This is a genomic window from Pandoraea morbifera, from assembly GCF_902459575.1.
Classification (GTDB): Bacteria; Pseudomonadota; Gammaproteobacteria; order Burkholderiales; family Burkholderiaceae; genus Pandoraea; species Pandoraea morbifera.
In genome coordinates this window covers 374,342-394,288 of sequence record NZ_CABPSD010000001.1, presented here as the reverse complement: position 1 = coordinate 394,288, position 19,947 = coordinate 374,342, and the positions used below count along the sequence as shown (strand labels likewise).

18 protein-coding genes are annotated in these 19,947 nt (G+C 65.3%); 13 read left to right on the top strand and 5 right to left on the bottom strand.

Annotated elements, in window-relative coordinates; translation table 11 throughout:
• The first annotated feature begins 8 nt into the window (after positions 1-8).
• The 6 genes from PMO31116_RS01710 to PMO31116_RS24220 all read left to right on the top strand — a co-directional run bounded on the left by PMO31116_RS01710 (position 9) and on the right by PMO31116_RS24220 (position 5,891).
• Positions 9-380, top strand: a complete 372-nt coding sequence (locus PMO31116_RS01710) for a cupredoxin domain-containing protein (protein ID WP_150565175.1) — start codon at positions 9-11, stop codon at positions 378-380.
• A 105-nt stretch (positions 381-485) separates the two neighbouring features.
• Entirely contained in the window at positions 486-1,178 is a 693-nt protein-coding gene (locus PMO31116_RS01705) for an RNA polymerase sigma factor (RefSeq protein ID WP_150565174.1), read from the top strand.
• Positions 1,165-2,121, top strand: coding sequence for an anti-sigma factor family protein (locus PMO31116_RS23575; protein ID WP_174970727.1), 957 nt, complete (start codon positions 1,165-1,167; stop codon positions 2,119-2,121). Before PMO31116_RS01705 ends, PMO31116_RS23575 begins: the two co-directional genes overlap by 14 nt.
• Before the next feature lie 38 nt (positions 2,122-2,159).
• Complete coding sequence (gene tam / locus PMO31116_RS01695) at positions 2,160-2,993, top strand: trans-aconitate 2-methyltransferase (RefSeq protein ID WP_150565173.1); 834 nt, start codon at positions 2,160-2,162, stop codon at positions 2,991-2,993.
• Between the two features lie 82 nt (positions 2,994-3,075).
• Entirely contained in the window at positions 3,076-3,948 is an 873-nt protein-coding gene (locus PMO31116_RS01690) for a helix-turn-helix transcriptional regulator (protein ID WP_150565172.1), read from the top strand.
• 305 nt (positions 3,949-4,253) lie between these two features.
• Positions 4,254-5,891 (top strand): methyl-accepting chemotaxis protein, encoded by a 1,638-nt coding sequence (locus tag PMO31116_RS24220; protein WP_150565171.1) that lies wholly within the window; start codon positions 4,254-4,256, stop codon positions 5,889-5,891.
• Positions 5,892-5,907: 16 nt separating this feature from the next.
• Here the strand turns inward: PMO31116_RS24220 and dapA are convergent, their stop codons facing one another.
• Together dapA and PMO31116_RS01675 are read right to left on the bottom strand one after the other, a co-directional pair.
• Positions 5,908-6,870, bottom strand: coding sequence for a 4-hydroxy-tetrahydrodipicolinate synthase (gene dapA, locus PMO31116_RS01680; RefSeq protein WP_150565170.1), 963 nt, complete (start codon positions 6,868-6,870; stop codon positions 5,908-5,910).
• Positions 6,871-7,252: 382 nt separating this feature from the next.
• On the bottom strand, positions 7,253-7,723 hold the full coding sequence (locus PMO31116_RS01675; RefSeq protein ID WP_150565169.1) for a VOC family protein: 471 nt from the start codon (positions 7,721-7,723) through the stop codon (positions 7,253-7,255).
• A 636-nt stretch (positions 7,724-8,359) separates the two neighbouring features.
• Here PMO31116_RS01675 and PMO31116_RS01670 point away from each other — a divergent pair.
• Positions 8,360-9,724 (top strand): sensor domain-containing diguanylate cyclase, encoded by a 1,365-nt coding sequence (locus PMO31116_RS01670; RefSeq protein WP_174970724.1) that lies wholly within the window; start codon positions 8,360-8,362, stop codon positions 9,722-9,724.
• 46 nt (positions 9,725-9,770) lie between these two features.
• On the opposite strand, the gene PMO31116_RS01665 is transcribed toward PMO31116_RS01670, so the two are convergent.
• Together PMO31116_RS01665 and PMO31116_RS01660 are read right to left on the bottom strand one after the other, a co-directional pair.
• Positions 9,771-10,610 (bottom strand): FRG domain-containing protein, encoded by an 840-nt coding sequence (locus tag PMO31116_RS01665; RefSeq protein WP_246185099.1) that lies wholly within the window; start codon positions 10,608-10,610, stop codon positions 9,771-9,773.
• Positions 10,611-10,736: 126 nt separating this feature from the next.
• On the bottom strand, positions 10,737-11,654 hold the full coding sequence (locus PMO31116_RS01660; RefSeq protein ID WP_246185098.1) for a helix-turn-helix transcriptional regulator: 918 nt from the start codon (positions 11,652-11,654) through the stop codon (positions 10,737-10,739).
• A 219-nt stretch (positions 11,655-11,873) separates the two neighbouring features.
• Between PMO31116_RS01660 and PMO31116_RS01655 the strand changes: the two genes are divergently transcribed.
• The 5 genes from PMO31116_RS01655 (at position 11,874) to PMO31116_RS01635 (ending at position 17,679) form a co-directional block, all read left to right on the top strand.
• A complete protein-coding gene (locus PMO31116_RS01655; protein ID WP_150565167.1) occupies positions 11,874-12,632 on the top strand; it encodes a crotonase/enoyl-CoA hydratase family protein in 759 nt (252 codons plus the stop codon).
• Between the two features lie 26 nt (positions 12,633-12,658).
• Positions 12,659-13,585, top strand: coding sequence for a 3-hydroxyacyl-CoA dehydrogenase NAD-binding domain-containing protein (locus tag PMO31116_RS01650; protein WP_150565166.1), 927 nt, complete (start codon positions 12,659-12,661; stop codon positions 13,583-13,585).
• A gap of 82 nt (positions 13,586-13,667) precedes the next feature.
• Positions 13,668-14,588, top strand: coding sequence for a beta-keto acid cleavage family enzyme (locus tag PMO31116_RS01645; protein ID WP_150565165.1), 921 nt, complete (start codon positions 13,668-13,670; stop codon positions 14,586-14,588).
• A gap of 62 nt (positions 14,589-14,650) precedes the next feature.
• Positions 14,651-15,823 carry an ABC transporter substrate-binding protein gene (locus PMO31116_RS01640; RefSeq protein WP_150565164.1) on the top strand — a complete coding sequence of 391 codons (1,173 nt, stop codon included), beginning with the start codon at positions 14,651-14,653 and terminating at the stop codon, positions 15,821-15,823.
• Entirely contained in the window at positions 15,808-17,679 is a 1,872-nt protein-coding gene (locus PMO31116_RS01635; protein WP_150565163.1) for a feruloyl-CoA synthase, read from the top strand. Before PMO31116_RS01640 ends, PMO31116_RS01635 begins: the two co-directional genes overlap by 16 nt.
• A 109-nt stretch (positions 17,680-17,788) precedes the next feature.
• Here PMO31116_RS01635 and PMO31116_RS01630 read toward each other — a convergent pair whose 3' ends face one another.
• On the bottom strand, positions 17,789-19,051 hold the full coding sequence (locus PMO31116_RS01630) for an MFS transporter (protein ID WP_150565162.1): 1,263 nt from the start codon (positions 19,049-19,051) through the stop codon (positions 17,789-17,791).
• 213 nt (positions 19,052-19,264) lie between these two features.
• Between PMO31116_RS01630 and PMO31116_RS01625 the strand changes: the two genes are divergently transcribed.
• Positions 19,265-19,942 carry a cupin domain-containing protein gene (locus PMO31116_RS01625; RefSeq protein WP_150565161.1) on the top strand — a complete coding sequence of 226 codons (678 nt, stop codon included), beginning with the start codon at positions 19,265-19,267 and terminating at the stop codon, positions 19,940-19,942.
• Positions 19,943-19,947 lie beyond the last annotated feature (5 nt).

Below are 19,947 nucleotides of genomic sequence, written 5' to 3'. Positions count from 1 at the left end.
GCCTCCTCATGAATACGCGATTTCTCAATGCACGCTCGGCATCGTGGCGTGCCCGGCATCTCGGTGTTGCGCTGACGGCGGCGAGCCTCCTGGCGCTCGGGGCGTCGATGCCGGCTCGCGCGGCCGATGCCGAAACGGTCCGGATCGACAACTTCACCTTCTCGCCGGCGACGCTGACCGTGCACGCCGGACAGCGCGTGACCTGGATCAATGGCGATGACGAGCCGCACACGGTCACCAGCGCCAGCGATCCGCGCGCTTTCGCATCGGGGGCACTCGACACCGACGGCACGTTCGCCTTCACGTTCGACAAGCCGGGCACGTACCCCTACTTCTGTGCGATCCATCCCCACATGACGGGGGTGATCGTCGTGAAATGAGGGCGTGGCGTGGCGAATGTGATTCAATGCAAGCAATGACGCGGCGTCGGTGACGTCAGACCGACCCATTCCGGGCACTGCGCTGCCCGTTCTCGGGAGACTCGGGTGAGCGATGCTGATAAGCCTGGCGCACCAGCGCCAGGGCGGTTCGAAGCGCTGGCCTTGCCGCATCTGGATGCGGCTTACAACCTCGCGCGCTGGCTGTCCGGCAGCGCTGGCGACGCCGACGATATCGTGCAGGAAGCGTATCTTCGGGCGTTGCGGTTCTTCGACGGCTTTCGGGGCGAGAACGCACGTGCGTGGCTGCTCGCCATCGTGCGGAATACGTGGCTCACCGAGTGGCGACGCCGCTCCGAGGCGGCCGATGGCACACCCTATGACGAAGTCGCTCACGGCATGCAGGGCGATACCCGCTTGCCGGGATGGGACGACACCTCGCCCGGCGATCCGGAGCGATTGGCCGTGCGCCGGGATGAGTGCGACCTGGTGCGCGAAGCGCTCGCGTCGCTTCCCGTCGTATTTCGCGAGGTCCTGGTGTTGAGAGAGATGGAAGACTTGAGTTACCGGGAGATCGAGACGATCGTCGGCGTGCCTGCGGGCACGGTGATGTCGCGTCTGGCCCGCGGCCGGCGGATGCTGGCCGACGCGGTGCGCGCGGCGCAGGACGCGCGCCACGCGCGTGCGCCTTTGGCTTCGACGACGCCGGGCTCGCCGGTGTCGCCGTCGGCACAGGTCACACGCCTCGCGCGTTTGCCGCTCGATGGCACCCACGGGGGAGGACGCGATGAACAAACCTGATGATCCGGACATGACGAAGGCGGCAGAAGTGCCGCGCGGCTTGCCCGACGACGGCGCACGCACGGGGCGTGTCGCCCCGGCCGCCGGCGAAAGCGATGCAGCGGGCGACGGCGATGCGACCACGCTGGGCAGGCTGCTGCGCGACGGCTCGTTGCGTCACGAGGCGCCCGCCTCACTTCGCGGACGTCTGCATGACGATCTGGCGAACGCCGAGCGCCATGCCTCTGCGCTGACCGGCGCTTTGGCGTCGCACGCGTCCGACATGGGCGCCGGCAGGGCGCCCGGTGAACGGCTCGATACCGATGGCGCGACGCCCGGCAGGGCATCCGGGCAGAAGGCGGCGCCGTCACGCGCCGCGCCCGGCGCGCCCGTCCGGCAGGCGGAAGCAGCGTGGGGCCCGAGCCTGGCCCCGTGGCTGTTCGGTGGCGCGGGCGGTGCGATCCTGGGGGGGCTGGCCGTGGCGATGGCGCTGCTCGTGGCGCGTCCGCCGACACCGCCCGAACCCGCGCCGGACGTGGCGGCGACCCAGGGCCTGCAACCGCAGGAGATCGTGTCGAGCCACGTGCGCGCGCTGCTCTCGCAGCATCCCATCGATGTGATCTCGACGGATCGGCACACCGTCAAGCCGTGGTTCAACGGTCGCATCGATTACGCACCGCCCGTGGTCGACTTGTCGGCAAATGGCTTTCCGCTCGAAGGGGGGCGTCTCGACTATGTCGGCGGTCGCACGGTGGCCGTGCTCGTCTATCGTACGGACAAACACCCGATCGACGTGTACGTTTTCCCCGCGCGCGACAAGGCGGCTGCCGCGCCGATGATGACCGGCGCGGACGGTTATGCGATCGCTCGCTGGCGGCGCGGCGGCATGACCTACTGGGCGATCACCGACGCCGAACCCGCTCATCTGCGCGTCTTCGTGGAGGCGTTGCAGGCGGCGACCTGATATCGTTGGGGCATTGTTCGTGCCCCCTGGAGTGAGTCATGCCGCAAGTGCCGTCGCCGAGCCCCTCGAATGCCGAGAATGTCCCGAATGCGCCCGTCAATCCGGCATGGCAGGCGGCGCAGTACGTGAAGTTCGAAGACGAGCGCACGCGCCCCGTGCGCGATCTCGTGGCGGCGATCCCGGCACCGCCGGAGCGGGCGCTCGCCCGAGTGGTCGATATCGGATGCGGCCCCGGCAATTCCACGGAAGTCCTCGCGGCCCGATATCCAGGCGCGGAGGTGCTCGGTCTGGACAGCTCGAGCGACATGATCGACGCGGCGCGCTTGCGTCTGCCGCAATTTCGCTTCGAGGTTGCCGACATCGCCACCTGGCAGGCCGGGCCGTTCGACGTCGTGCTGGCCAACGCCGTGCTGCAATGGCTGCCGGATCACGCGACGCTGTATCCGCGCCTCATTGCCTGTCTGGCACCTGGCGGCTCGCTGGCGGTGCAGACGCCTGACAATCTCGACGAACCGGCGCATCGACTGATGCGGGAGGTGGCGGCCGACGCGCGGTGGGCCGACCGGCTCAGGGGCGTGGAGCGCACGGCGCGTCATGGCGCAGCGTTCTATTACCCGTTGCTGCGCACCCTGTGTTCGCGCGTCGACATCTGGCGCACCACCTACCATCACCCCCTTGAGGGCGGCGCTCCGGCAGTGGTGGAGTGGTTCAAGGGCAGTGCGTTGCGACCGTTCCTTGCGCGACTCGACGAGGGCGAGCGCGAGGCATTTCTCTCCCGTTACACCGACGAGATCGCCAAGGCCTATCCCGCGCTCCCCGACGGGACGGTGCTGCTGCCGTTTCCCCGGCTGTTCGTGGTCGCCACGCGCTGAGCGTGTCAGCGTGTCGGCCTGTCGGCGTGTCGGCGCCCCGAGCGCCGGGCTGTGGCAGCTCTCCCGGTGTAAAGTAATGGCCATGAGCGCCGTTCGTCCTCCTCACCAGCCGTTCCGCAATGCCCCTTTGTACTGGCGCTCGTCGCTGGTGCCCGGGGCCGACATGGTTACGGCGGAATACAACGACCATACGTTCGCGCCGCACTGGCACGATGCGTATACGTTCGCCTGCATTGTCGAGGGCGCGGAGCGCTACGCCTATCGAGGTGGGGAGCACGTGGCGGACGCCGGCTCGGTGGCCATCATCCATCCCGGCGAAGTCCACACCGGATCTCGGGAGACCGACTTCGGCTGGCGTTACCGAGTGTTCTACCTGCCGGTGGACTTCGTGCAGGGCGTACAGCGTCAGTTGACGCATCCGTTGCCCGGGCTGGCGGCCGGCGCCGATGCGCTGCCCTGGTTCGGCGATTACGTGGTGCGCGACAGGCAGGTCATGCAGCGGTTGCTCACGGCTCATCGCCTGCTGCAGACGGGGGCGGATCCCCTGCTTGCCCAGAGCGTGCTGATCGATGCGGTGTCGATGATGCTGGTCCGCCACGCTCAGGCGCGTATCCCCGAGACGCCCACGCATCGCGACGCCGTGCGCGTGGAGACGATGAAAGCGCGGTTGTCGGCGGATCTTACCGAGCCGATGTCGCTCACGTCGCTCGCCGAAGCCGTCGACCTTTCCCCATTTCACGCCGCGCGTCTGTTCTCCCGAGAGACGGGCCTCGCGCCGCATGCGTGGCGCAATCAACTGCGGCTGGCGCGCGCGTTGCCCGCCCTGCGCGCCGGGGTCTCCGCCACCGACGTCGCCCTGGCGCAGGGCTTCAACGACCTCTCGCACTTCACCCGCTATTTCCGACGCGCGTTCGGCGTGTCGCCCGGGAAATGGAGCGCCGGACGGGGCACCTGATCGCTCAGGTTCGCAGGGCGAACGTTGCCTGCCCCGATCCCGTGCGCGTATCGGCACTCCCTTCATGCCGAAGCTGCATTTGCCGATTGCGTCTTGCCGGCAGGCGTTTTCACCTGTGAAACATGTGGCTGGCCGGACGTTTCAGGGTATTCCATAGGTTTGCCTGAAACCGCTCAAGTTTTCCTGCGAAGCACACGTTAATCCTCGTCAAAGGTACCGGGGAAGGTATCGAACGAGATCCGCCGCGCGAGTCTGGCGGTGGGTCTTTCTCGACACGCAGGACGAATCGCTGGACGCGCAAGGCAATGTTCAAGAATCTGAGTATCAGCAAGCGGCTTATCGCCGCCTTTTCCCTCAACGTGGTCATGCTGCTCGTCGTGGCGGTGGTCGCGGTCACGAAGATGTCGACGATGGATGCAAACACGCAGCTCATCGTCTCCGACCTGAACCACAAGATTCTGGAATTTCACAACCTGAAGGATCGGGCGGCGCACGTTGCGGTCATTTTGCGAGACATCGTGATGTCGGCCGATCCTTCGCAGATCGACGCCCGCCTGGCCAAGATCGACGAGCTGCGCGAAGCCAACAACAAAGGCATCGCCGGCATGGCCACCATGTTCTACACGGAGAAGGGCAAGGCACTGTATCGCTCCCTGACCGAGGCCAACGTGGTGTACAGCAAAGAGCTCGATACGATCAAGACGCTGGTGCACAGCGGTGACTTCGCCCAGGCAAAGGCCGAGCTGATGGGGCCGATGCAAAAGGCGCAGGTCGCCTACTTCTCGCCGCTCGACGACCTGATGGGCGTGGGCAAGGCCGTGAGCGCCAAGGAAGCTGCCGACGCCAACGCCGCCTATACCTCCGCGCGGCTGTGGCTGATGCTGACACTGCTGGCGTCCGTGGTGCTGTCGATCATTGCGGGGCTGGCGATCGTGCGCTCGGTCACGCGCCCGGTGCGGGCCGCCGCCGAGGGGGCCACGGCACTCGCGCGCGGCGACCTTACGTATCGTGTTCGCGTGGACAGTACCGACGAGATCGGCCGGATGGCGACCTCGCTCGACACGGCGATCGACCAGCTCAGCCGTCTGGTGCGCAATATCCAGAGCGCTTCGGGCGCCATCGACAACGCCGCGCGCGAGATCGCGCAGGGCAATACCGACTTGTCGCAACGCACCGAGGAGCAGGCGGCTTCGCTCGAGCAGACGGCCGCGTCGATGGAAGAGCTGACCTCGACCGTGCGCCAGAACGTGGAGCACGCAATGCAGGCGCGGCGCCTGTCGCAAGAGGCATCGGGCGTTGCCGATGCCGGCGCGCAGAGCGTCCGGGACGTGATCGAGACCATGCAGGCGATGGCCAGCGCCTCGGCTCGCATGAGCGACATGATCAGCGCCATCGAGGGCATCGCGTTCCAGACCAACATCCTCGCGCTCAATGCGGCGGTCGAAGCGGCGCGCGCGGGCGAGCAGGGCCGCGGCTTCGCTGTCGTGGCCGGCGAAGTCCGTACGCTGGCCCAGCGCTCGGCGGGCACCGCCAAGGACATTCGCGAGTTGATCGCGGCGTCCATCCAGCAGGTCCAGGACGGCACCTCACGCGTGGAAGTGGCCGGGCAGACGATGGATCGGATCGTCGTGTCGGTGCGCCGCGTGAACGAACTGATTGCTGAAATCGCCGCCGCCAGCGACGAGCAGGCTCGCGGCATCGAGCAGGTCAACCAGGCTGTCGCGCAGATGGACCAGGTCACGCAGCAAAACGCGGCACTCGTCGAGGAAGCTGCCGCCGCAGCCGAGCATATGCGCCAACAGGCCGCCGATCTCGTGAGCGAGACGTCGAAGTTCCATGTCGACGCCGATGCCGGGCTGCCCCGAGTTGCCACGTTGCCGCAGCCCCGTCGCGAGACCTCGGCAGGTGCCGGCGCGCTCATCGCGCAACGCGCCGCCGCCTGAGGTCGCAAGCGTGGTGTCAGGCAGCGTTTGCCGGGGTCGTCGTTTGCGCGCCGAATGCGGCGTCGATCGCGGCCACGGCATCCACCAGCTGTTGCGCGAGCGCCGGTGAAGCACTCGTCATCGGCGCTCGCAGCACATCCTCCAGCCATCCTTCGCGCGCCAGCCACGCCTTGAGCGGGGCGGGATTGGCTTCGGCGAAGAGCAGCCGTACCACTGGCATGAGCGCGTGAAACAGCACGCGTGCCACATCGAGCTGTTGTGCCCGCACGGCGCGGTAGAGCGCCGCGAAGTGAGCCGGCCGGCAATGCGCCGACGCAATGATCGCGCCGTGGCCGCCCATGGCGAGCGTCGAGAGCAACTGGTGGTCTTCGCCGGCCAGCACCGACAGACGCCCATCGGCAATGAGCGCCTGTGTGGTGTGCGCATTGCCGCCGCAATCCTTGATCCCCTGAATGTTGTCATGGCCGGCAAGCGTGAGCAGCGTGTCGAGCGTGAGCGTTGCGCCGGTACGGTAGGGAATGTCGTAAAGCACCAGCGGCGCGCGGGACCGGTCGGCCAGGGCGCGGAACCAGTCGAGCAGGCCTGCCTGCGACGGCCGGATGTAGTAGGGAGCGGGGCTTAGCACGCCGGCGAGCGGCAGGCCGTTGAAAGCGTCGAGGCGCGCCAGCGTGTGGCCAAGATGGTTGCCGGCGAGCCCGGCGATCACCGGCAGCGGGCCGGCCTCGCGCAGCACGGTGTCGAATACGGCGAGCTGCTCGCCATCGTCGAGCGCGGCGGCCTCGCCTGTGGTCCCGCAGATGACGAGACCGGCGATACCGGAGTGGCGATAGTGCGCCACGAGCCGACGCAGGGCGGCGTGATCGACGGTGGTATCGGCGCCATCACGCCGCAATGGCGTGACAAGCGGCAACCAGATGCCGCGAAATGTCGACGACGTGGCAGAAGCCGTGGACGCGAGGTGAGGCTGTGCGACTTGCATGAATGTCTCCCTGGACGCAACGCGCGGCTGAGCGAGCCGCGAACGTGTGTTGACCTGTACGGAAACCGTGCAGCAGGGCGACGAGGAAGTTCAGATACGCGGGGATTGCGGGGCAGACGCGCGCAAGGCGCTGGGCGGGACTGCCGGGTCCACGAGGCTGTTCCGTCGCTCAACTGACGGAACAGCACGCCCCGGTCAGTTGAGCGACTGTTTTTTGCTTTTGACGAACGCACCCGGCTGACCCATCGGGACAGCGTGCAAGGCTTGCGGGAAGCAGAGGGGCGAATTCGTCATGCCGCGACTCTATCCGTTTTGCGCGGGTCACGTCAAGCGCGTCGACCCGTTGCACGCCGCCGTGTGTCCCATGCGGCGGGACACCAAGTCAAACGGCCACGGCACGCTCCAGCGCGGCAATGTCGATCTTGCGCATCGTCATCATGGCCTCCATGGCGCGTCGTGCCAGGGACGTGTCGGAATGGGTCACGAGATCGAGCAGCCGCTGCGGCGTGATTTGCCATGAGAATCCCCAACGATCCTTGCACCAGCCGCACGCCGATTCGGTACCGCCGTTGCCGACGATGGCATTCCAGTAGCGGTCGGTATCTTCCTGGGTTTGCGTGAGCACCATGAAGCTCACGGCTTCGTTCGGCGTGAACTCCGGACCGCCATTCAGGCCGACGAAGTGCTGGCCGAGCACCGTGAATTCCACCGTCAGCTCCTCGCCCTTGCCGATGCCAGGGATCGGGGATCGGTGAGCGGCGTCGACGTGGCTGTCGGGAAACGTGGCGGCGTAGAATTCGGCCGCCTCGCGCGCGTCGCCATTGAACCAAACACACGTGACGAGCTTCGTCATGTCAGTCTCCTGTGATGTGCCGCTCGCACCATTGGCCGGGCGGCAATGTCGATCTTTCCACCTCCCATCCTAGTCGACTCGCGCAGGATCCGGTAGGACCCCATGCCATCGACGTCGAAAACGGGATTGCCGGTCCTCGCGACCTTGGCGTCGGGGGGCTGCGCTGGGACGACGCCAGTGCCGGATCGTGAATCGTCATCCTGAATGTCAGGTATTGGAATTTCGCCGGGACGTCGCAAATTGACGGTGATGCGCGGTGACGAAAGTCGTGAATGTTTTTAATTCGCAATCCAATGGATTTATGGAAAACATGTGAATCATTTTTTAATTGAATGCGCATGTTTCTACTTGCGGGTACCTGTCTCATGCCCCGTGGTACGGTCGCCACGGGGCGAATCTTTGTGATTGCCAATTTGAATTGCTCAAGTGACAATCGGCGTCATCACCCGGTTTCGATTTCGAGATTCGGGGGGATCCGAGTGTAAAACAACCGATTTCTTGAGCAACACGGGCCGGGGCGGATACGCAACATATTGCGGTAATGTGCAAATATTGGAATCGTCGGGAGTTCGGCGAACGCTTCGTGTCCGTTCGAAATGAATGGAATTCGTAACAAAAGACGTTCTGGCAAGCTGCATGGAGCTGCTGCTGGACGCCGTATTTCTCGTCGATCGCACGGGCACACTTGTTTATGTGAGCCCGGCGAGTGCTGCCATCTTCGGTTACACGCCTGAGGAGTTGATGGGGCGTTCGATGCTCGAATTCGTCGCGAAGGATGATCGGGAGCGCACCATCGAGGAATCGAAACGCGTGATGTCAGGCGTTCCCCGAATCGGATTCGAGAATCGCTACGTGCACAAGGACGGCCACTATGTGCACATCATGTGGTCCGCCCGTTGGTCCGAAGCCCATGGACTGCGCATCGGCGTGGCGCGCGATATTTCCGCCAGGAAGCAGGCCGAGGCAATGCAGCGGGCGACGTATTCGATCTCCGAAGCCGCCCACGACGCGGCCGATATCCGCTCCCTGTGCCGGGCCGTGCATGACACCCTTTGCACGCTGTTTCCGGTCGAGGCGATGGTCGTGGGGACTTGTGACGCCGCTATCGGGTCGTGGGAAAAGGCGTATCAATTCCGCGAAAGTGCCGACGTTGCCTTGCTCGACTGGTCTCAGGCCCGCGCGCTCTCGGTGCGGGCGACGCACGGCCAGCAGCCCCTGTGGCGAATCATCGACGCCAGTCCCGCGGCAGCCGCAGACGCGTCGAACCTGTCGGTGTGCGCCACCGAGTTCTCACCTGATGGGAGTGACCTGGGTAAACATCCCGCCCTGGTGGTGCTGCCCATGCTCACGGCGCGGCGCGCGGTGGGCTCGCTCATGATTTACGGTCCGGCGGGCGCCTTGCAGGTCGACGCCGCGCAACGTTTGCTGGCTTTTGTCTGCGATCAGACGGCGCTGGCGATTGAGCGTAAGCAGCTCATCGACGACCTCTATCATGCCGCGAGATTCGATGAATTGACTGGACTGCCGAATCGCCGCACGTTTGGGGAATTCGTCGGGGAGGCGGTGAGACGCGCGCAACGCACCAACGGAAAGCTCGCGCTGCTGTTCGCCGATATCGACGGCTTCAAGGACGTCAACGACAGCCACGGCCATGCCGTGGGAGACCTGCTGCTGCGCGAAATCGGCGCGCGCATGAAGGCAGCCGTGGGCGAGGGTGGGTTCGTGGCGCGCTACTCGGGCGACGAATTCGTCGCGATTCTCCAGGACACCGAGATCGTCGAGCGCATCGACTTCGCGGTGACGCGCTTGCGCGCCGAGATCGAACAGGCCGTCGATGTCGGCGATGCCGCGGTGAGCGTGAGAGTCAGCGTGGGGGTGGCGGTGTTCCCGGACGACGGCGAATCGATGAGCGAACTCATCCGCATTGCCGATCAGCGCATGTACGCGAACAAGTCGGAGCGCAAGTCGGGCGGCCCGAGCTTTCTTGAGCGGTTGGTGTGAAGCGTTATTGCACGGCGCGGCTGACCGTACGATTTCGTGGTGATCGTCAGCCGAGTGTCTGCGTGGGCCACACCATTTCGATTTCGACGGCAATCGAGCGCGCCAGGCCGTCGAGGTCAGGGAACAGCGACGCATTCGTGACGTTCATCCGATAAAGCCATTTCATCGCGTCGGCGCGCAATGCCGATGGCAGTACGATCTTGCGCAGCAGCGGCTCGTCGCTTTCGTAACCGTCGAGAATTCGATGCAGCGGGCGGTCTATCACGCCCGGCAACACGAACGTCCCCGACTGGGCGATCAGGCGTCCGTCCATTTCCTCCGGCTCGCCGAACCAGACCACCTCGTTGTCGTTGCCGAGGAAGTATTTCTCCATGTTGCCTTTCACGCGCGGGTCGATCGTGTCCCGCGTGAGCCATGGCGCGTGACGCGGCCGCGCACGATCCGCATACAGCGCAGGTGTATTGAGCGCGAAGATTGCCGCGTCGGTCGTGGCGCGCTCCAGTGCGAAGAACGCGGCGACGAACGGGGATTTGGTGAAGTCGAGCAAGCGGGTCGGTGCGCCGTGGTGCTGCATCAGGCCGAGGCAGCGCAGATCGTCGTGCAGCAGCTCGGGCCAGGGCACGTGGTTGTGGGCCTTGCGGCGGAAGATGCGAATGGCGCGCGCTTCGCGGCTGCGCCACTGCTCCTTGTCCGACACATAGGCGTGGAGGTAGCGGGATAGCGAGCTTTGCAGGTGCCAGCGCTGGTCCTGCTGCCCGCGAAACGCCCATCCTTCAAAGCGCGAAGAGAGTTCCGTGAAATCCTTCCAGCTCTCGACGACGGTGGTGTCCATAGTGGGCGAAATCCTTGAGTCGGCCTGCAGCGATGCGCTGGGCGAAGCGTTCATGCCGGTTTTGTGAGCACGCCAACGCAGCGCCAGCGATGCGTGGCGTCGGCCACTATAGTACGGCGACCGTGACAGCTCAAGCATGCTGGCGTCGGCATCGTCGGGCGAATGACCGATGACGCCGACTTACGCTGCTCGGACCGGGGCGAGGTGGCGCGTGAGGGCTTCGAGGGCTGCGTCGGGCGTGATGTCGGAAGTGTCCAGCGTGATGTCGGCCAGCCGGTAAAGCGATTCGCGCGCGTCGAGCATGCGGTGGATGTGATCGAGGGCTTCGTTTCGCAAGGCCTCGGTGGCAATGCGTGCATCGTTCTGCCGCATGACACGCTGGAAGTGAACGTCGGGCCTGGCGCACAGCCACACCGTGCGGAAGGCGCGGAGCACGCGCTCGTACGTCGGCGCTTCCGACACGATGCCGCCGCCCGTGGCAAGCACCACGTGGTCATGTTCGGCAATGATCCGCTCGATGCACTGGCGTTCGATGCGCCGCATCGCCGCCTGACCGTAGAGCGTGATCACTTCGCCGATGGCAATGCCGGCCTCGCGCTCGACTTCCTTGTCCAGTTCGACGAAGGGCGCGCCAATGGCCTTCGCAAGCATTGGGCCCAACGTCGACTTGCCCGCGCCGCGAAGTCCGATAAGGGCGATGCGTCGCCCCGCACGGCGCCCGTCCGCGGGTTGTGGCACGACGATCTCGCGCCGCAGCCGCGAGAGCACTTCCGGCGGTTGCTGGCGCAAATATTCGACCAGGATGAGCAGATCGCCATCGTAGGCGGTGCGCTCGGCCACCAGCGTCTCCACGCCAACATTCAATGCTTCCGCCAGCTTGTGCAGTACGGCGAGCGACACGTTGCCGGTACCCGCTTCCACACGCGCGAGATACGGCAGCGAAACGCCGGACTGAGCGGCAAGTTGCTTACGCGTCATGCCGCGCTGCGCCCGCAGCGTGCGAATTCGCATGGCAAGCGACGCCAGGCGCGACGTCACGCCCGCACCGACGTCGTCGAGCTTGGTAGGCAGGTGCGCATCGGCAGGCAGTTTCGGCATGGGGCGGCAGGGATTCGAAGGTGTCGCGCGTAAATATACTATGGGATAGCTCGCTCGCGACAATCGTCCGGCGTTCGACGACCACGGTTCGTGATGAGTGTGCAGTAAATTTCATTTAATGGCGGATTATCCCTGTTAACCCTGAACTGCATTGCACAAATGGTGCAACGTAGAAAATATCTTATAAGATACTTTCCACGTTTCGGAGCCAATGCAGACATGACTTATTCCCACTTGCGAGTTCACGTCGAAGGCGCGATCGCTTTCGTGACGCTGGCGCGCGCCGAGAAGCGCAACGCCCTGTGCGACGCCGCCATCGATTCCCTTGAGGCCGCGTTCCGCGATTTCGACGACAGTGTGCGTGCCGTGGTGTTGAGCGGCGCGGGAGAGCACTTCTGCGCGGGGCTCGACCTCTCGGAGAACAGCACGCGCGACCCGATCGACGTACTGCGTGTCTCGCAGCGCTGGCACAAGGTATTCCACGAGATCCAGTTCGGGGGACGCCCGGTGATCGCCGTGTTGCATGGCGCCGTCATCGGCGGGGGCCTGGAGCTGGCGCTCTGTGCCCATGTGCGCGTTATAGAGCGAAGCGCGTTCTTCCAGTTGCCCGAAGGCAAGCGCGGCATCTTCGTCGGTGGCGGCGCGTCGGTGCGCGTGGCGCGGATTCTCGGGCCGGATCGCATGACGGAGATGATGCTCACCGGCCGCCGTTACGATGCGGCCGACGGCGAACGACTTGGCTTGGGGCATTACCTGACCGAAGCGGGCGAGGGGCTCGCCCTCGCCACGCAACTCGCACGCGACACGGCGCAGAACAGCCCGTTGTCGAACTGGGCGACGATTCACGCGCTTTCGCGCATCCATGACATGTCGATGGCCGACGGCTTGTTCACCGAGTCGGTGACCAGTGCGCTGATGCTCGCCACACCCGAAGCGCGAGAGCGCATGGAACGATTTCTCGGCCGCGCGTCGCGTTAATCGTGCGGCCCACCACGGAGACAAACGTGAAATACGACAACATCGAGCAGGTCGCGGTGATCGGCACTGGCGTGATTGGTGCGAGTTGGGCGGCGTACTTTCTGGCGCGCGGACTGCGCGTGAGCGCATGGGATCCGGCGCCTGGCGCACGAGAGCGCCTGCGCGAATCGGTGGATGCCCATTGGCCGACGCTCATTCGCATCGGTCTGTCGCCCGACGCGAACCGCGACGCGCTGACGTTTCACGACACGCTCGAGGGCGCGCTGTCGGGCGCCGGATTCGTGCAGGAAAGCGGTCCCGAACGTGAGGACCTCAAGCAGGAACTGTTTCGCAAGATGGACGCGGCGTTGCCTCCTGACGTGGTGATCGCATCGAGTTCGTCGGGGTTGCTGATGAGCCGGGTGCAATCCGTGTGCGCGCACCCGGGCCGCGTGGTGCTCGGGCATCCGTTCAACCCACCGCATCTGATTCCGCTCGTCGAGGTGATCGGCGGCGAGCAATCGTCAGCGGCGGCGATCGACACCGCGATGCAGTTCTATCGCGCAATCGGCAAGCGACCCATTCACGTGAAGAAAGAGGTCAAGGGGCATATCGCTAACCGGCTGCAGGCGGCGCTGTGGCGCGAAGCGATGCATCTGGTCGATACCGGCGTGGCGTCGGTCGGGGACATCGACGACGCCATTGCCTACGGCCCGGGCTTGCGCTGGGCAGCGCTCGGCCCGTTCCTGAATCTGCACCTCTCGGGCGGCGCCGGCGGAATCGCGCATCTGCTCGACCATCTGGGCTCGCCCATCGAGTCATGGTGGGCTGATCTGGGCGCGCCGAAACTGACCGATGCGCTCAAGGCGCGTATCACCGCAGGGGTGGAGGCCGAACTGGCGGGGCGCGGCAACGCGCGGCTCGAAGCCCAGCGAGACGCGATCATTCTCGGCATTCTCGCAAGCAAACCGTAGCGCCCGTCGGCGCGACGCCACGTCAATGTCGTCGGCCCGTCGGCCGATGAAGCGATTGAGCGAACGATTCAAGGAGACACGCATGAGCAAGCCGAAAGTCATTGTCACGATTGCCCCCACGGGGGGCATGGCCCACAAGTCGCAGAATCCGCACTTGCCCACGCAGCCCGACGAGATCGCACGCGACGTTTACGACTGCTACAACGCGGGTGCGAGCGTAGTGGCGATCCACGCGCGACGTCCGGGCGACGACGGTGCCACGTGCGATCCGGCGATCTACCGCGACATCAACCGCCGCATCCGCGACAAGTGCGACATCGTCATCAACAACTCGACCGGAGGGGGCGTGCATGGCGACATGATCGGACAGGCCGCCAACGGCTATTGGGAAATTCTGTGGGACGAGCGCATCAAGGGCATGGAGGCCGGCGCCGAGATGTGCACGCTCGATGCCACGACCATCATCGCGAGCTTCGGCGGCAAGGAGCTGCTCATGCACACCTCGCCCGAGCGCTGCAAGCAATTGGCCGTGGAGATGAAAAAGCGCGGCATCAAGCCCGAGTGGGAAGTGTTCAGCCCAACGCACATCGTGCAGGACCTGGCCACGCTTACCGCGGCAGGCTTCGACGAGGAGCCCTTTTTCGTGAACCTCGTGCTGGGCGTGCATCGCGGCTTTCAGAACGCCATGCCGTACACCCCGCGCATATTGCAGCAAATGGTCGACATGCTGCCCAAGGGGAGCATCTTCTGCGTATCGGGCATCGGTCCGGCGCAGTTGCCCTCGGCGATGAACTCCCTGCTGCTCGGCGGTCACGTGCGCACGGGCCTGGAAGACAACCTCTATTACGAACAAGGCGTGCTGGCGACCAACCAGCAGTTGACCGAGCGCATTGTGCGCATGGTGCGCGATATGGGCTACGAGCCCGCAACGCCGGCCGAAGCCCGTGAAATCATGGGCTTGCCGCGTAACCGGGAAGTGATGCCGGAGTTCGCCATGCGGTGAGTTTCAGCGGTGCGTAGTTGACTGTCCGGCCCCGATAACGAAAAGACAAGGAGACATGTCACATGGCGGCAAACCGATTCACACGCGGTATCGCATTCTCGCTGTCCACGCTCTCGCTTTGCGTGGCTGCATTGTGCGCTTCCACGCAGGCGGGCGCGCAACCGGCGGCCGTCACCATCGGCGTAACGCTCTCGAGCACCGGTCCCGGCGCGTCGCTGGGCATCCCGGAGAAGCAGGCCATCGGCATGCTCGCGCCCACGCTCGGCGGTCTGCCGGTGCGCTACATCGTGCTTGACGATGCCACCGATCCGACGACGGCGACAAAGAACGCGCGGCGTCTGGCCACGGAGGACAAGGTCGATGCGATCATCGGGTCGTCGACGACCCCCGCTTGTTTGGCCGTGGCGGCGGTAGCCGCCGACACGCGCACGCCGCAATTGGGGCTGTGTCCGTTCGTGCCGAGCGCGGCACAGATGCGCTACGTCTTCTCGCTGCCGCAGTCGGTGGCGGTGATGGCCGACGCGGTGCTCGACGACATGAAGGCCCACAAGGTGAAGACGCTTGGCTTCATCGGCTTCAGCGATTCGTATGGCGAAGCGTGGCTCAAGGACATTCAGGCGCGCGCGGGCGCAAGGCAGATCCAGGTTGCTCCGATCGAGCGCTACGCGCGTAACGATCAATCGGTCACTGCGCAGGCGCTCAAGATCATGTCCGCCAATGTCGACGCCGTGATCATCGCGGCGAGCGGCACGCCGGGGGCGTTGCCCATGAGCACATTGCGCGAGCGTGGTTACAAGGGGCGCATCTACCAGACGCACGGTGTCGCCAACAACGATTTCCTGCGCGTGGCCGGCAAGAGCGCCGAGGGGGTGATCCTGCCGGTGGGCAACATTCTGGTGGCCGAACAGTTGAGTCCCAACCACCCCGGCAAGGCCGTAGCCGCCGATTTCGCGAAGCGCTACGAGGCGCTGTACGGCGTCGGGTCGCGAAATCTGTTCGCCGGTTATGCCTACGATGCCTATCTGGTGCTCGATCGCGCGGTGGCGGTGGCCGCGAAGCAGGCGCAGCCGGGCACGCAGGCATTTCGCGACGCTCTGGTCTCGGCCATCGAGCAAACCCGTGGCCTTGCGGCAACGCACGGCATGATCAATGTCAACGCGCAGGACCATTCGGCTTATGGCGAAGATGGTCGTGTGCTCGTCACAGTCAAGGGCGGAAAGTGGACCATCGACTGAATCCCGCCTTCGCAGCGGCCGGCACGCCACGCCTCGCCCGGCCGGATATCGAGCGCGAGGCGCGCGCCGACGGCAGTTTCATCATACGGTCGCGTACCCCGCTGGGCGCGTACGCGCGAAGTCCTGCCGATTGGTTGGTGCAGTGGGCCGAGCGCACGCCCGACGCCGTGTTCGTGGCGGAGCGCGCGCAACCGGGTGAGCGTGGCCCGGGGTTGTGGCGGTGTGTGACGTATGGCGACGCGCTGCGCCGCGCTCGCGGCGTGGCGCAGGCATTGCTGGATCTCGGCATTGCCCGCGATCGCCCGGTCGTGATCCTGTCCGACAACAGTGTCAATCATGCATTGCTCGTGCTCGGCGCGATGATGGCCGGGCGTCACGCCGCCATCGTGTCGTCGGCGTATTCGCGAGTCGCGAAGGACATGAGCAAGCTGCACGGCATTCTCGCGCGTCTCGACCCGTCGATGATCTATGTGGAAGACGGCGATGCCTATGGGCGTGCGCTCGATGGCGCGCCGATCCGCTGCCCGATCGTCGCGACCCGCAATGGACGCGCGCAGTGGCTATGCTTCGATGCGCTGGCGGGGACTGCGGCGTCGGCGGCCGTCGACACCGCTTTCGCGCAGGTGCGGGCGGAGGACACGGCCAAGCTGCTGCTGACTTCGGGCTCGACCGGCAAGCCGAAGATCGTCGTCAATTCGCACCGCATGCTTGCCGCGAACCAGCAGATGATCGCGCAGTGCTGGCAGTTCGTTGATGAGGCCGCGCCGGTGGTGGTCGACTGGTTGCCGTGGAGCCACACGTTCGGCGCGAATCACAATTTCCATATGGTCCTGCGCAACGGCGGCGCGTTCTATGTGGATGACGGCCGTCCGGTGCCGGAGCTGATCGAGCGCTCGGTCGAGGCGCTGCGCGACGTATCGCCGACGTTGCACTTCAACGTGCCGAAGGGGTTCGAGGCGCTCGCGCCGTTCCTGGAAGACGACGACGCGTTCGCCGCCAGATTCTTCGCCCGACTGCAAGTATTGTTTTACGCGGCGGCGAGTTTGCCGCCCGCGCTCTGGCAGCGTTTCGAACGGCTCGCGTCGCGCCATTGTGAGACATTGCCGTTCTTCACGTCGGCATGGGGCGCGACGGAAACCTCGCCGCTCATCACCAGTGTGCATTTTCCGATTCCGGGTGCCGGCAACATCGGCGTGCCGGCGCCGGGCAACGAGCTGAAGTTCGTGCCCAACGGCGACAAGCTGGAAATGCGCGTGCGAGGCCCGGCGGTATTCGACCGCTATGCGGGCGATCCCGCCGCGACGGCGCAGGCGTTCGACGACGAAGGGTTTTATCGTACCGGCGACGCCGGTCGCCTGTCGGATCCCAGGGATCCGGGGGCCGGCGTGATTTTCGACGGCCGCGTCTCGGAAGACTTCAAGCTGACCAGCGGGACATGGGTCTCCGTCGGCGCGTTGCGCTTGCGAGCGGTCACGGCGCTCGCACCCTACGCGTCGGATGTGGTGATCGCCGGGCACGACCGCGACGAGATCGGTTTGCTGATCTTCCCGAGTCCGGCCATGCGCGCAAAGGCGGCGGAACTGGCTGCCAATGCCGCGCATGCCGGCAAGGCGATGGCGATGCATGGCGAGGTGCGTGCCGCGATTGCGTCCGCGCTGGACCAACTGGCTCAGGACGCGGGCAGTTCGCAGCGCGCGGCGCGTGCGGCGATACTGGCGTCGCCGCCCTCGCTGGAGTTGGGAGAGATCACCGACAAGGGCTACGTCAATCAGCGCGCGGTGCTCAATTTGCGTGCGGACGATGTCGCGAGACTGTATTCGACGTGCGAGTCGGTGATTCGCCTGCCGCAGGTCTGACGCGTTCGGCCGCCCACAGGCGACCGACAGGCACGCGTGGGGATGCGAGCGCGCCGGTGACACAACGTGTACCGGCGCGCCAAGCCTTCATTGCCCGGGACGACGTCGCTCAGGCGAGCGCGTCACCGTGGCTTTCCGGCAGGAAGAAGTACACGATGACGGCAGCGAGCAGGAAGAATCCGGCCGTCGCTCCCAGGGCGGCGCTCACGTTTTCGCCGCGCGAGAGCAGGCCGACCGCGGCCGGCGCGAGTGCGCTGGCCGCACGCCCGGTGTTGTAGATGAAGCCTTGGGCGGTGGCGCGCACCTGCGTCGGAAACATCTCGGCGAAGGTCGGGGCGAAGCCGCTGTAGAACCCCGTGCCGAAAAACGCCACGACCGGGCCGAACGCCAGCAGGAGCAGGGGCTCGCGAATCGCCACGTAGAGCGGCACGGTGACCGCCGACACGATGAAGAAGAGCAGGAACGACTTGCGGCAGCCGATGCGATCGGCGATGTAGCCGAAACACACGAAGCCGGCTGCCGCACCGATCTGCATGATGACGATCCAGGTGGTGGAGCGCAGCAGGTCGAAGCCCGGTCCGCCCTGCTCGACGGGCGTGGCGAGATATGCCGGAATCCACGTGAACAATCCCCAATAGCCGCACATCGCCGCCGCCGTGAAGGCCAGACCGACAAGCGTGCTGCGGGCGTACGGACCGAAGAGCATGCCCAAGGTCTGTCCCAGCGTGAGACGCACGCGTTGCTCGCGCCAAATGGCCGGCTCCTCGACGTGGCGACGGACCCAGAACGCCAGCACCGTCGGCAGCAGGCCGAACGCGAAGACCCAGCGCCAGCCGAAGTACGGCAGGATGACGGCGGCAACGATCGCGGCGGCCGCGTAACCGACGGCAAACGCGCTCTGCACCCACGCCATGACTTTCGCGCGATGCTCGGCGGGCCACGTCTCCGTGATGAGCGCGGCGCCGGCCGACCACTCGCCGCCGATCCCAAGTCCGAGCAGGAAGCGGAAGACCAGCAGTTGTGTTACCGAGTCGGCGAAGCCGCACAACGCCGTGCCGATGGAGTAGCACAGGATCGACAGAATCATCGAACGGGTACGGCCGATGCGATCGGCGAGGAATCCGAAGAACAATCCCCCGAAGGCCGTGGCCAGCAGCGTGAGCGAGGCGATCATGCCCGCCACCCCCTTGTCAAAGTGCAGATCGGCGCTGATGTAGCGAATCACCATCGCGAACAGCATCAGATCCATGATGTCGAGCATCCAGCCGATATACGCCGAACCAAATGCCCGCCATTGCGCGGGGCTCGCGCCGCGATACCACGGCCGGCGTGCCCCGCCCGCCGCTTTCAGGGCGGTCGTGCCAGTGTCCATTCTTGTCTCCTTCATGAACGTCATCGTTATACCATTCGTCATGTATCGTTTATCGATACGCGTGGGAATGATTTCGTTTGAATGTTAGCAGGACATTTCAGAATATGGCGTCGTGGTAAACCATAAATGGTGCTTGCTGTATCGATGAACGATACTACGTATCCGCATTGTCTCGATGGTCGGGGCAAGCAATGGGTTACAGGAGATCGAGAAGTGAAGCCGTTTCAATTGCGTTTGTACGAAGACGTCATTGCGCCGAACCATGCGCCTGTCTATCTGCCGGCGGCGAGGCGTGCGATTTTTGTTGTGCGTGGCGACGTCGCCATCGAGTTCGAGGCGGGGGCGCAGCATCATCCGGCGCACACGGCCTGGCTGGGCGAAGACGATGTGGCACTGAACGTGGGCGGCGAAGGCGCGACGCTGTGGCGCTGGGAGCTGATGTCGGGCGATGCGCCGACGCCGGGCGAGATCGCTTCCGCGCCGGGGGCGTCGTCGACGCTCAAGCTGGCTGCACCGATCGAGCTGGACCCGCGGCAGCGCTGGCTGATGCGGTGCGACAAGGTACAATTCCCCCCCGGCGGCGTGGCGCATACGCACGTGCATCAAGGGCCCGGTGTGCGCTGCACGCTCGAGGGCGAGATCACGATCGAAACGCTCGGCGCGTCGCATACCCACGGGCCCGGCGAGGCGTGGCTCGAGTTGGGGCATGCGCCTGTGCTCGCGCCCACGACCGAGGCGCGGGACACGACGTTCATCCGCTGCTTCATTCTGCCGCGGGCCTGCCGGAATCGCAGTTCGATCCGTTACGTCAACGCCGAAGACGCGAACAAAAACAAGCCGCAGCGCTACCATGTGTTCGGCGAGCGTTTCATCACGCTCGACGCACAGTAGTCACC